The following is a 12,876-nucleotide window of genomic DNA, read 5'->3' on the forward strand; positions in this document are numbered from 1 at the left end:
CGCCCCTCCTCCCATCTGGTTCCCTCATCACTGGCTCCATTCAATATAATCCACATAGGCATCCCAGCTTCCATTGTCCGTGGTTACGACCAGCTTGACCTCCTGATTGCCGGTGGCGTGGGCCACGTTGGTCAACGTCTGTACCGAGGGCGTTGTGCCGCTGAAATTGAAGGAGCCAACGTTCACACCGCCGATCAGCAGATCCACCCGCGCCGTAGAGGAATTGTTAGAAGCCCCCCGGACCGAGAAGTTATGCGTACCGTAGGCATAATATTGATTGAATACAGCAGCGTCATCATTCCCGTACAGCGCCACTCCGCTGAAAGGGGAAGTGATCTTGCCGGCATAGGTCCCGCTGAGCGTCATGTCCTCCGCTTCCACCTTGCTCACTGGAGGAGGTGTCGTGCCGCCATCGCCGCCCGTAGAGAACTGCCAGTAATCGAAGTTGAACAGATTGCCGGAGCCTGATCCGGTGAAGACCAGATAGAGTCTGTGCACCCCTGCCGCATTACTGACCGTAGTCTGTACCTCCTGCCAGGACTGCGCTCCTCCTGTATTAGGAACATTCAGCGTGCCGACCAGCGGGCCGGTTGCGCTATCGAGCCGGATTTCGATTTTACCGCCGCCTGTAGCCGATGCCACATTCGCCTTGAAGCTGGAAGCGCCGGAGCCGAAATCGGCATTGCCCACGGCAACCCAGTCTCCATTGTTAATATTGGTCACATTCATATTGCTGACAGGACCGCCCGCAGCCTGCGTACGTTCCGTTGTAATGCCCGCGTTCCAGCCAATCGTCTCGGCTTCGACTCTGTTATACGGATTCAGATTGGCAATCTGGGCGATGCCCGCCATATTGCCTTGAACCTCCTGAATGGTCCCATTGGAATTATGGAACAGCTTGTTGATATGCGGTGAGCGGTAGCCCTTGCCGTCGCCAAGTACTGCCTTCGCTACAGTCTGGGCATGGTACACCACATACCACTCGTTATTGAAGTTGAACACGGCATGATGGTTATTGCCGCCCACTCCGAAGAACGTATACGGATTCTTCAGGAAATGCCCGGTATAGGTGAAGGGTCCCATCGGACTGTTGCTGACCATGTACCCGATTTCACCTGCCGGATAGGCAGCCGGATGCGTGCCGGAGAAGTTGAAGCAATACGAGTAATAATATTTGCCGCCATACTTGTGGATGCCCGAATCCTCAAACATATAGGGAGCATCAATCGTGGAGGCGCTTCCAATAATACTGGTCATATCCGCACCAAGTCTCAGCACGCGGGCTGTCTTGGGACTCGCAATAGATGCCGGGTCCGAAGTGTTGGGGATGCCCCCGCCTGCATACAGATAGCCGCTGCCGTCGTCATCGACCAGTACCGCCGGGTCAAACAGCCAGGTCACCCCGGACATTCCCGGTGTACTGCCTGTCACCAGCGCTTTACCGAGCGGATCGGACCATGGGCCAATCGGAGAGTTGGCTGTCAGTACCCCGATGCCTGACGCCCCGTTGGCGAAGTACAGGAAGAATTTATCCTGGCCGTTGATTTTTTTGACGGCTGCTGAAGGTGCCCAGGAGAGCGAGGCCCATTTGGCAATGCCCGCAGAACCGTTAACATTATTGGCTCCGGCAACCGGGATGGCACCATGGTCTGTCCAGTTCACCATATCTGCCGAAGAGATGACATTAATTTTGTTCAGTGCGCTGAAATCGTTATCCTTCACCGTTCCGTTGCTGTTATAGACATAGGCATCACTCGACATATAGATATAGACTCTTCCGTTATACGTCAATGCGAAGGGATCGGCACCCAGCTTGTGGTCCATCAGCGGATTGGAATTTCCCGGCTGTTTGGCTGTGGCGTTCCCTGCCGCTTGAGCAGACAGCATAGGCATACAGCCCAGCAGCAGAACAAAGGTCATCACAAGCACCGAGAGCTTTTTGAACATCGGCATTCTCCTCCATTTCGAATTTGTGTAAACCCTTTCAATCGGATGCGCTACTTATGCCGGAAGCTCACAATCCTCCCCTCCTATAGAATTACTTGAATGAATCTACTAATATTTGTTATTCGAGATCATCTTAATATACTTCTGCCCAATGAACAATGTAGATTTTTGTTTGAAAAGTTGAAATTTTTTGGTTTTTTGTCTTAATATTTGCGGTTGTTAATCTCTATTGCAGCCAGCTCCTGAGTGTATATATCCTCCGGGGTCACCATCCGCTTCGGCAGAGTCCGGCCGGCCATAATCTCCTTCACGGCCTGCATCAGCAGCGGCCCGAGCAGCGGATTACATTCGACCACCGCGTTGATGCTGCCCGCCACCATCTTCTCGAATGCCCGCCGCGTTCCGTCCACCGACACAATAATAATATCCTCTCCCGGCACAAGTCCGGCCTCCTTAATAGCCTCCACTGCGCCAATTGCCATATCGTCATTATGGGAATAGAGTACGCGGGGCCACTGCTCCTTCGGCTGCTGCAGGAAGGTCTTCATCACCTCATGACCGCCGCTGCGCGTGAAATCCGCCGGGGCGCTCAGGGTAATCCGCAGGTTCGGCTGATCCGCGATCAGCTTGCGGAACCCGCGCCCGCGGTCGATGGATGGCGTTGAGCCTACGGTTCCCTGCAATTCGGCAATGCGGATCTCGCCGTTGTGATGGCGCATCTTGTCTCTCACATACTTAGCCGCCTTCACGCCTTCTTCATAGAAGTCAGAGCCGATGAACGTGACATAGAGCGAGCTGTCCGGTACATTCACTGAACGGTCCAGGATAATCACCGGAATTCCGGCCTGCTTAATCTCCAGCAGAATCGGCTCCCAGCCGGTCTGCACCACAGGCGCAATGGCGATCACATCGACCCCGCTGCGGATAAAAGAGCGGATAGCCTCGAACTGCTGCTGCTGATCCTGCTCGGCGTTCTTCAGCAGCAGCGTAATTCCCGCCTCCCCGGCGGCTTCGCGGATCGAGGCGGTGTTCGCTTCCCGCCAGGTACTCTCCGACCCAAGCTGGGAGAAGCCCAGCACGATAGGCTTGTTGTCGGCGGCAATCTCCGATGGCAGCAGGCCTGTAAGGGCCGCAGGAGAAGGCCCCTGCATAGGCAGTACTTGTGTCCCGCTGTTATTCCCGCCACCCGTGCAGCCTCCCAGCAACATCAGTGTTAGGACGAAGAACAGCAGCACCAGGCACTCTTTTACCGTTCGCAAGCAGATTCCCCCTTCCATATGATAGCGATTACAATAATATAGCAAGTGGAAACGGCATTGCCATCCTTTTAAAGGATGGTACCGTTTCGGCGAGAAATAGAAGGATAATGTATAGCGTGAAACCTATACATTATTATATTTCAAAAAAATGGAGAGACAAGTATAATTTGTCTCTCCATGCGGAGTGCTTATTCTTTTAAAGTCAGCCGCCTGGAGCTTAGCACCCGCTGCAGCAGGATGAAGACGAACAGCAGCAGGCCGATGACGATCTTCGTCCACCAGGAGCTGAGTGTGCCCTCGAAGCTGATAATCGTCTGAATGACGCCTTGAATCAGTACACCGAAGAAGGTGCCCAGCACATAGCCTACACCTCCGGTCAGCAGTGTGCCGCCAATGACGACCGCCGCGATCGTGTCCAGCTCGAAGCCGACGGCATGCAGCCCATACCCCGACAGCATGTAAAAGGTGAACACCACGCCTGCCAGCGCCGAGCATAGCCCGCTAAGCGTATAGACCAGCACCTTGGTTCTCGCCACAGGCAGCCCCATCAGCAGCGCCGATTGCTCACTGCCTCCAAGGGCATACACATTGCGACCGAACCGGGTATAGTGGGCCGTGAAGATTGCGGCGGCAACGACAAGTATGGCGATAACCGCGCTGATGGAGAGGAAGCTGCCTCCCGGCAGCGGAATTCGCGTCTGGGCCATGGCGGTGTAGAAGGTGTTATCGATGGTGATGGTATCGATGCTGATGACATAGCATAAGCCCCGGGCCAGGAACATTCCGGCCAGTGTGACGATGAACGGCTGGATGGAGAAATAATGGATAATCGCTCCCATAGCCGTGCCGAATACGGCACCCATCAGGAGCACAATCGGGATCACCACGGCGGGCGGCCAGCCCTGCTGCTGCACAAGGCTCGCCGAGACCATTGTGGATAACGCAATCACCGAGCCGACCGACAGATCGATGCCGCCGGACAGGATGACGAAGGACATGCCCACAGCCGTTATTAGCAGAAAAGCATTGTCCACCAGCAGATTCATCAGCACCTGGAGGGAGAAGAAGCCTGTGTACCGGAAGGAACCGGCGGTGAACATGACGATGAACAGCAGAATGGTGACAACAATCGGAATATACTTGCGGTTAAGAGACATGACGGCTCATCTCCTTCTCAGCGGGGTAATGCCGCGACTTCCAGCGGGCGGCAATCGCGGCGCGGAAGGTATCCGACTGGATCAGACAGACGGCCAGGACGACACAGGCCTTAACAACCAGCGTAATCTCCGGCGGCACACCGATCATATAGATGGTGGTGGTCAGCGTCTGGATGATCAGCGCTCCGATCACGGTGCCGGTAAGATAGAAGCGGCCGCCGTTCAGCGACGTCCCGCCGATGACCACGGCGAGAATAGCGTCCAGCTCATACCAGAGACCGGCATTGTTGCCGTCAGCGCTGGAGACATTCGAGCTGAGCAGCAGGCCGGCGATGCCGGCGCATAAGCCGCAGAACACATAGACGGCCAGTATGACTAAGTGGGCACGGATGCCGGACATCTTGCTGGCGGCCGGATTGCAGCCCACCGATTCGATGAACAGGCCGAGGGCCGTCCGCCGGGTAAGCAGCAGAGCGATCACCAGAACCAGAGCGACGACAAAAATAGAGAAGGGCAGCGCCGCCAGTGAACCGGACCCGATGTACGCATACTTGGTGCTGGTTACCGTAATAATCTGTCCGCCGGTAATGAGCTGGGCGATGCCTCTTCCTGCAACCATCAGAATCAGCGTGGCAATAATCGGCTGAATCCCGGCCCCTGAGACCAGCAGTCCGTTCCAGGCCCCCAGCATCAGGGACAAGCCTGCGGCGAGCAGCACCGAGGTCAGGATCAGCCCCAGACTGTTCTGATCCGCTGCTCTGCTAATGCTCAGACAGGCGATGGCGCCTGAGATGGCTACTATGGAACCGACCGACAGGTCGATCCCCTTGGTAGCCACTACCAGCGTCATCCCGATAGCTACCAGAATCAGCGGGGCACCGAAGTTCAGAATATCGATCAAGCTGCCGTATAAATGCCCGTCATGGACGGTGATCGAGAAGAAATCCGGCGAATAACACAGGTTGAACATCAGCAGTGCAGCCAGAACGCACAGCGGCCAGAATAAATGATGCTTCATTATTGAGCTCATGATCGGTTCAGCCTCCCGCAATCGCCTGCATAATCTGCTGCTGGCTCATGTCCTTCTCTGAAATTTCCTTCACCTTGCGGCGGTCGCGCAGAATGGCGATCCGGTCGCTGACCCGCAGCACCTCCTCCAGCTCCGAGGAGATGAACAGGAACGACATCCCCTGCCGGGAGAGCGTCAGCACCAGCTTCTGAATCTCTGCCTTGGCTCCGATATCGATGCCCCGCGTCGGCTCATCGAGGATGAACAGCTCCGGCTCCGTCAGCAGCCAGCGGGCCAGCAGCACCTTCTGCTGATTGCCGCCGCTGAGGTTCTTGATCAGCTGGTCCGGACTGGGAGGGTTGATATTCAGCATACGGATGTATTCTCCGGCCAGCTCCTCCTGCCGCTTGCGCGGGATCGTCTTGAACATCCCGTCCTTGGCCTGGAGCGCCAGAATAATGTTCTCTCTTACTGTCAGATCGCCGATGATCCCCTCGGTCTTGCGGTTCTCCGAGCAGAAGGCGATCCTCCGTCCTATGGCTTCCCGGGGGGAGTGCACCCCGCCGCCAGTTGGCGGCAGGATCACTTGCCCGAAGTCCGGCTTGTCGGCACCGAACAACAGCCGGGCCGCCTCCGTCCGCCCGGAACCCAGCAGCCCGGCCAGTCCGACGACCTCTCCCTTGCGGATCGTCAGATCGAACGGCTCGATTCCGCCCCGGCGGCCCAGCCCTTCCGCCCTCAGCAGCTCATCGCCCAGGCTGTTCTTGTCCTGTGCCGCAAGCTCAGGCAGCTCATCCAGCAGATGAAGCTCCTTGCCGATCATTTTGAGTACGAGATCCAGGCGGCTTAGCTCGTTCGCCATGTATTCACCGACCAGCTCACCGCCGCGCAGAATGGTAACCCGGTCGGAGATTTCATACATCTGGTCCAGAAAATGCGTCACAAACAGGATCGACAGTCCCTCCTGCTGAAGCTTCCTCATAATGCGGAACAGCTGATCCACTTCATTCTGATCCAGGCTTGAGGTCGGCTCATCCAGAATCAGCACCTTCGCCGAGATATTCAGCGCTCTGGCAATGGCAACCAATTGCTGAACTGCAACAGAGTAGCTCTGTAGAGGCAGGGTGACGTCGATGTGCAGATTCATCCGTTCCCGGAGCAGCTCCGCTGCCCGCAGATTCATCTGCTTCCACTGAATGCAGCCGAACCGCCGTGGCTCCCGGCCGATGAAGATGTTCTCGGCCACGGTCAGGTTGGGGCACAGATTCACCTCCTGGTACACAGTGCTGATGCCCGCAGACTGTGATTCCTGCGGGCTGCGCATGAAGATGGCGGTACCCTCCATCTCCACAAGGCCTTCATCAATCGAATAGACGCCGGTCAACACCTTGATCAAGGTGGATTTACCGGCGCCATTCTCACCCATCAAGGCATGCACCTCGCCGGGGAACAGGCGCAGACTCACATCTGTCAGGGCTTTCACCCCCGGAAACCGTTTATGTATCCGGGTCATTTGCAGTATGGGCTGCTGTGTGCTCAAGGCTATATCCACTCCTTATTCTCCACGCACTTAAGTTTGACTTGAAGCTTGGTCGTCGCTGCGGTGAACATTTGGACTTACGGCCGCTGTTGTCACCAGATTTCTTGATTTAATCCGCTCTTCGCGGTTGAAATCCGGTGACAAAGGCGGTCGCTACCGCTCCTTCAGTTCCAAATTTCCCCTCCGCTTCTTTTTGCTTTTCGTTAATTTCTTAAGTTCTTCTTATACAATATTTAATACTGGCGGCTAGGCAAAGCTTCCTTGGCCTGCTCGGAAGTGAAGGTTGTCTCCTCGGTCACGATCCGGGCCTCTACCGGCTTGCCGTCGACCACATCTTTAACTACCTGCATCAGCTGAGGTCCAAGCAGCGGGTTGCACTCGACGATGAAGTTGATTTTACCTTCACTGGCGGCCTGCATGCCGTCCTTCACGGCATCGACAGAGATAATCTTGATATCCTGGCCCGGCTTCAGACCTGCTGCTTCAATCGCCTGAATCGCCCCCAGCGCCATATCGTCGTTATGGGCATACAGCACATCGATATCCTTATTTGCCTTCAGGAAGGCCTGCATGACTTCCTTGCCCTTGGCGCGGGTGAAGTCGCCGGTCTGTGAAGCAATGACCTTGAGGTGCGGGTTATCCTTAATGGTCTCGGCGAAGCCTGCCATCCGATCATTAGCCGGAGCTGAGCCTGTAGTTCCCTGCAGCTCTACAATGTTAACGTCCTCGGAAGCGTCCTTATACTGCTCGGTCAGCCACTTCCCTGCCTTGCGGCCTTCTTCCACGAAATCGGAGCCCAGGAAGGTAACATACAGCGAGGTATCCTTGGAATCTACCGCACGGTCGGTCAGAACCACAGGAATGCCCGCCGCTTTCGCTTCCTTCAGCACCGTATCCCAGCCGGATTCTACTACCGGAGAGAAGGAGATGACATCGACCTTTTGCTGGATAAAAGAACGCAGTGCCTTGATCTGATTCTCCTGCTTCTGCTGGGCATCCGAGAATTTCAGTGTGTAGCCCGCTTCCTTGGCTGAATCCTGAATAGACTTCGTATTCGCGCTGCGCCAGCCGCTCTCCGCCCCGACCTGCGAGAAGCCGAGCGTGATGTCCTTAGCCTCTTTGGTGGCATTTGCCGCCGGCGCCTTCGTTGCTGCACTGTCTGTCTTGCCCGCATCGGCCGCCGTGTTCCCGCCGTTATTGCTGCTGCATGCCCCTAACAGGGTCATGGACAGGGTCAGGGCCAGCACAGCCCCCACTTTTCCAAGCTTTTTCATATCTCCTTATTCCTCCCCCTTGACGTTCACCTTGTTCCGGTGTTGTGCCCATTATAGAACGCTTACAGAAGGGCATTATACGGGCAGCCTTTGGCGTTTGCTTTCTAATTTTGGGTTTATTGCCCCCGGGCGGGTGTTTTGGTGTACTTTTTTATTCAAAAGGTGGATATTTTGTTTGCGCTTTCTTTTTTGTTTCGGTATTCCAATATTTGTTATAAAATAGAGCTAGGAACGGCATCTACTCTACTTGTGAAAGGGAATTCCCGATAATGCGGATTACACGCTGGATCTCCTCCAGTCTTAGAGCCAAACTGCTGGCTTTGTTCATAGTGCTGTCCACCATACCGCTGATTGCCGTCGGCCTCATTTCCTACCAGAAATCCTACCAATCCATCTCCAGTCACAGCAAGGCTTCAAGCATGCTTCAGGCCGATATGCTGGGAACGAATATGGACAACCTGTTCAAGGATACCGAGCGTCTGCTGGAGCTTAGCAATAATCCTCAGGTCATCCACTTTCTGTTCTCGCAGTCGGAGACCTATCAGGAGGCCAAGGACATTCTGCAGACCTTCACTCTCTACCGGGACACCTACAAGTATGAGAATGTGCTCAACATCAGCCTGATTAACCTGTATGGCAAAGGCATCAGCGAGCGCCGGGGAATCTTCCAGTCGGCCAGCAACCCGCTGCGCAATCCGCACTTTCAGGCGTTATCCCAGCAGCCGGAGCTGATCCTCCGGGTGCCCCCGCCGCTGATTACCGGCTATGACCGGGTGGACGGATTCACCTACGGGGACGAGGGCGTGATCTCGATTATGACGGCGGTCAAGCAGCGGATTACGCATGAGGTCATCGGTTATATCATTGTGGATCTGAGCGATTCCTTCATTAAAGAGTTCTGCGACAAGGTGACGATCGGCACTACCGGATTCTTCTACCTGCTGGACGAGCAGAACAATCCCCTCTATGTCCCTCCTGTGCGGGCGGGAGAGCTGGCCGTCATTCAGGACAACCTGATTCCTGCGGGGGAACGGGGCCGAAGCGGCAGCTTCGTGCTTCAGACGGGCGGCCCGCCCCGGTTCATCGTCCATACCTCGTCGCTTGCGACAGGCTGGACGATTATCGGCATAGCCCCGCTGCAGGAGATTGTGGCCGAGGCGAACCGGATTAGGCAGCTTATTATTGTCAGCGTGGGCTTAAGCATTATTTTTGCGATCACGCTCCATTATCTGCTGACCCGGCGGCTAACCCGGCCCATCCAGCTGCTCCAGCACAAGATGCGTCTGACCGCAAGTGGCTATCTGGAAGCCAAAGTCAAGCCGGACGGCACCGATGAGATCGCCGATCTCGGACAGAGCTTCAACATCATGGTCGGGCAGATCAAAGAGCTGCTGGCCCAGAGCATCCGTAAGCAGCAGCAGCTGCAAAAGGCAGAGCTGCGGACGCTTCAGGCGCAGATTAACCCTCATTTTCTATATAACACCCTCGATTCTATTGTCTGGATGGCGGAAGCGGGGAATCACGATGGCGTGATCCGGCTGGTGAAGGCGTTATCCGCGTTCTTCCGGCTTAGCCTCAACAACGGGCGCGACTGGATACAGATCCGCTCCGAGCTTGCCCATGTGCAGAGCTATCTGATCATCCAGCAGATGCGCTACCATGACATCCTGGAGTTCAAGGTGGAGGTGGCCGAGGAGCTGCAGGAATATCCAATTCTGAATATGACCCTGCAGCCGCTGGTCGAGAACGCCCTGTATCACGGAATCAAGAATAAGCGGGGCATGGGACTAATCCGCATTGGCGGGTACACCGACGGCGGCACCATTATGCTTACGGTCTCGGACAATGGCATCGGCATCCCCGCCGGGCGGCTGGAGGCGCTAAGGGAATCGGTTGAGCATCCCATTCAGTCGGAGGAACCTGAGGACACCGGCCAGGGCGGCTTCGGCCTGCAGAATGTGCATCAGCGGCTGCGGCTGTATTTTGGGCCCGAATATGGTATCCGTCTGGACAGCTCGGAAGGCTATGGCACACAGATTACAGTTCGCATACCCAAGAACAGGGGGGTCTAGTGATGAAGAAGATTATGCTGGTGGATGACGAGATCCTGATCCGCGAGAATATCCGGGAATGCATCGATTGGGAGAAGGAGGGCTTCCTCTATTGCGGTGACGCTCCCGATGGTGAGCTGGCGCTGCCTATTATTGAAGCGCAGCTGCCCGACATTCTGATTACCGATATCAAAATGCCGTTCATGAACGGCCTGGAGCTTACCTCTGTCGTCCGACAGAAATTCCCGCAGATCAAAATCATCATTCTCAGCGGCCATGATGACTTCCAGTATGCCCAGCAGGCGCTGCGCCTGGGGGTCGAGGATTACTGCCTGAAGCCGTTCAGCGCAGCCGACCTGCTGCAGCTTCTGCGCAGCGTCAGCGCACGGATCGATGAGGAATTACGGATCAGGCACAAATATGCCTACACCCCCGAGAACCTGTTCGCCGATCTGTGCGGAGGCCTGATCAGCACCGCTGCCGCCTACGAAGCGGCGGCCCAGCTTGAGCTGCAGTTAACAGCTCCTTACTACGCCGCCGCTATATTTACTCTGCATCCGCAGAATATGGAGGAGTCCCCTGAGCTTCCCCCCGCTTCACCGGATGCAGAGGCGCTGTTAGCGGGTCTGCTGAAGGAGGCGGCCGACAGCTTCATCTATAAGCGCAGCCGCATGGAGATGGTCCTGATCTATAAAGGCAGTGATCCGCTCCGGATGACCTGTGCCCTGGATGACCTGTGCACGGCTGCGAAGCAGCGGCTGAGGGAAGGCTGCGGGCTGGAGCTGTCCGTCAGCCGGGGCAAGGTCTGCGAACGTCTTCAGGGCATTCACCTCTCCTATCTGGAGGCTGAGAATGACCGGATGTTCAAGCAGATGTCCAGAATGCATTCCGCCGCCATGCTTGAGGCGTATTATGACCCTAGCGCCCATGGGGTTCTGCTCGACAGAAGCCGGCTGGTCCAGTTCCTGAAGTCAGGCGACCACAGGCAGATGCCCGGCTTCCTGCTGGAGCTGTCCAAGAAGCTTGAGCAGATGAACTGGAGCTCAGGATATGCCTGTTACCTGATGAACGATATCACGCTGGAGCTGGTGCAGACGGCGAAGAACGGGTTCCGCGCAGCGGCGGGCCACGCCGGCATCCTCCAGGAATTGCAGACACAGCTGAAGCAAATCTCCAGTAGTGATGACGGCCTTCAGTATCTCAAGCAGCTGTACGAGCGGCTGTGGGAATGGCGGTCCGAAGGAGCAGACAAGCACCGTGAGCTGATCGACCGGGTGAAGCAGTATATCCGGGAGCAATACGACAAGGAGCAGCTCTCCCTGAATGACATCTCCAAAGTGGTCAGGGTCAGTCCCAGCCATCTGAGCAAGACCTTCAGTCAGGCGACCGGACAGACCATCACGGAATTCCTGACGGCTACACGTATGGACCGGGCCAAGGAGCTGCTGAAATCCACGGGGCACAAAACCTTTGAAATCGCCTATCTGGTCGGCTACAACGATCAGCATTATTTCTCCAACCTGTTTAAAAAAGTAACGGGGATGACGCCCATGGAATTCCGCAAGCAGGGAAAACCCGAGGAGCAGCTGCAGACGATCCGCAGAGGGGCGGGAAATGCGTGAACGTAAATAGGCTGCGGGGCTGGTCCGTGGTTCTCCTGCTGCTGACGGCAGGCTTCCTGCTTGGCGGCTGCCTTAAGGCTGCCGGAGCAGCGGATACTCATCAGATGGGCGTTGGAGATTCCCCGGCAAGCACGAGCGAAGAACCTCGGCTGACCTTCGGCATCATCTACCCTATGGTGAATGCCACTTACGAGATGATCACCGGCAAAGCGGAAGCGGTAGCCCGGAAGCATAATGTGGAGCTGCTGGTGCAAGCTCCCGATGAAGCCAATCTGGAGCAGCAGATCCGCATCATGGAGATGATGATTAAACGGGGGGTAGACGGCATTGCGATTGCTCCGGTGGATTCGCAGGCGCTCACCGCCATGATTAACAAAGCGGCCGCCCAAGGGATTCCCGTGGTCTGCTTCGAATCGGATTCGCCTGCCAGCCGGAGAGCAGCCTATATCGGGGCGGATAACCGGGCAACCGGCGCAGTGATGGGACAGACGGTGGAACGTCTGCTAAGCGGCAAAGGAATGATTCTGGTGGAGTCCGGGATGTCCCGGATGCAGAGCACCCAGGAACGTCTGCTGGGATTTGAAGCTTACCTGACTCAGCATACAGACATCGATGTACTGGAGATCCGTCATAACGACGGCAGTGAGGAGCGGGCTGCCGGGCAGCTGGAGCAGATGATCTCGGATCATCCCCATTTCAGCGCGCTGGTTAATCTGGATTTCGTCTCCAGCACCAGCTCTGTCCTGGTCTGGAAGGCCAAGGGGCTGAAGCGTTATAACCTCGCCCTCGGCCTGACCCCTGCCCTGCAGCAGGCGCTGGATAACGGCCAGATTACCCGGGTGATCTCACAGAACGAGCAGAACTGGGGTGAGGATATCATCAACACGCTGCTTCTACTGGCCAAGAGCGTAGACACAGCCAAATGGATCAACACGGATATTGCGGTTATTGGGGAGTAGCTTCCACGCACACCTTCAAGCCGCAAACACTTGGAAAAACGTATCTTAATTCGCTGAT

Annotated in this window: 9 protein-coding genes; 3 read left to right on the plus strand and 6 right to left on the minus strand. The window is 56.0% G+C overall.

Annotated elements, in window-relative coordinates:
• Positions 1 to 27 precede the first annotated feature (27 nt).
• The 6 genes from NSS64_RS16430 to NSS64_RS16455 form a co-directional block, all read right to left on the minus strand.
• Positions 28 to 1,947 (minus strand): carbohydrate-binding protein, encoded by a 1,920-nt coding sequence (locus NSS64_RS16430; protein WP_340941674.1) that lies wholly within the window; start codon positions 1,945 to 1,947, stop codon positions 28 to 30.
• 203 nt (positions 1,948 to 2,150) lie between these two features.
• Positions 2,151 to 3,206 carry an ABC transporter substrate-binding protein gene (locus tag NSS64_RS16435; RefSeq protein ID WP_341140813.1) on the minus strand — a complete coding sequence of 352 codons (1,056 nt, stop codon included), beginning with the start codon at positions 3,204 to 3,206 and terminating at the stop codon, positions 2,151 to 2,153.
• Between the two features lie 188 nt (positions 3,207 to 3,394).
• Positions 3,395 to 4,363 carry a galactofuranose ABC transporter, permease protein YjfF gene (gene yjfF / locus NSS64_RS16440; RefSeq protein ID WP_341140814.1) on the minus strand — a complete coding sequence of 323 codons (969 nt, stop codon included), beginning with the start codon at positions 4,361 to 4,363 and terminating at the stop codon, positions 3,395 to 3,397.
• On the minus strand, positions 4,353 to 5,393 hold the full coding sequence (locus tag NSS64_RS16445) for an ABC transporter permease (RefSeq protein ID WP_341140815.1): 1,041 nt from the start codon (positions 5,391 to 5,393) through the stop codon (positions 4,353 to 4,355). Before NSS64_RS16445 ends, yjfF begins: the two co-directional genes overlap by 11 nt.
• A 7-nt stretch (positions 5,394 to 5,400) precedes the next feature.
• Complete coding sequence (locus NSS64_RS16450; RefSeq protein WP_341140816.1) at positions 5,401 to 6,924, minus strand: sugar ABC transporter ATP-binding protein; 1,524 nt, start codon at positions 6,922 to 6,924, stop codon at positions 5,401 to 5,403.
• A gap of 221 nt (positions 6,925 to 7,145) precedes the next feature.
• Entirely contained in the window at positions 7,146 to 8,186 is a 1,041-nt protein-coding gene (locus NSS64_RS16455; RefSeq protein ID WP_036729933.1) for an ABC transporter substrate-binding protein, read from the minus strand.
• A 269-nt stretch (positions 8,187 to 8,455) separates the two neighbouring features.
• Here NSS64_RS16455 and NSS64_RS16460 point away from each other — a divergent pair, with 269 nt between their 5' ends.
• The 3 genes from NSS64_RS16460 to NSS64_RS16470 are packed head-to-tail and all read left to right on the plus strand — an operon-like array spanning position 8,456 to position 12,818.
• The gene (locus tag NSS64_RS16460; protein WP_341140817.1) at positions 8,456 to 10,258 is read left to right on the plus strand and encodes a cache domain-containing sensor histidine kinase; all 1,803 of its coding nucleotides are present in this window, start codon (positions 8,456 to 8,458) and stop codon (positions 10,256 to 10,258) included.
• Positions 10,259 to 10,260: 2 nt separating this feature from the next.
• Positions 10,261 to 11,859 carry a response regulator transcription factor gene (locus tag NSS64_RS16465; RefSeq protein WP_341140818.1) on the plus strand — a complete coding sequence of 533 codons (1,599 nt, stop codon included), beginning with the start codon at positions 10,261 to 10,263 and terminating at the stop codon, positions 11,857 to 11,859.
• Positions 11,856 to 12,818, plus strand: coding sequence for a sugar ABC transporter substrate-binding protein (locus NSS64_RS16470; RefSeq protein WP_341140819.1), 963 nt, complete (start codon positions 11,856 to 11,858; stop codon positions 12,816 to 12,818). The genes NSS64_RS16465 and NSS64_RS16470 overlap by 4 nt, the downstream gene beginning before the upstream one ends.
• Positions 12,819 to 12,876: the final 58 nt, after the last annotated feature.

This window comes from Paenibacillus sp. FSL H8-0122 (assembly GCF_038005345.1).
Classification (GTDB): Bacteria; Bacillota; Bacilli; order Paenibacillales; family Paenibacillaceae; genus Paenibacillus_AQ.

What these genes read in the sequence shown, in the direction of transcription:
- NSS64_RS16430 (WP_340941674.1), bottom strand. Translation starts at nt 1,947, where the DNA reads ATGTTCAAAAAGCTCTCGGTGCTTGTGATGACCTTTGTTCTGCTGCTG.
- NSS64_RS16455 (WP_036729933.1), bottom strand. Translation starts at nt 8,186, where the DNA reads ATGAAAAAGCTTGGAAAAGTGGGGGCTGTGCTGGCCCTGACCCTGTCC.
- NSS64_RS16465 (WP_341140818.1), top strand. Translation starts at nt 10,261, where the DNA reads ATGAAGAAGATTATGCTGGTGGATGACGAGATCCTGATCCGCGAGAAT.
- yjfF (WP_341140814.1), bottom strand. Translation starts at nt 4,363, where the DNA reads ATGTCTCTTAACCGCAAGTATATTCCGATTGTTGTCACCATTCTGCTG.
- NSS64_RS16460 (WP_341140817.1), top strand. Translation starts at nt 8,456, where the DNA reads ATGCGGATTACACGCTGGATCTCCTCCAGTCTTAGAGCCAAACTGCTG.
- NSS64_RS16445 (WP_341140815.1), bottom strand. Translation starts at nt 5,393, where the DNA reads ATGAGCTCAATAATGAAGCATCATTTATTCTGGCCGCTGTGCGTTCTG.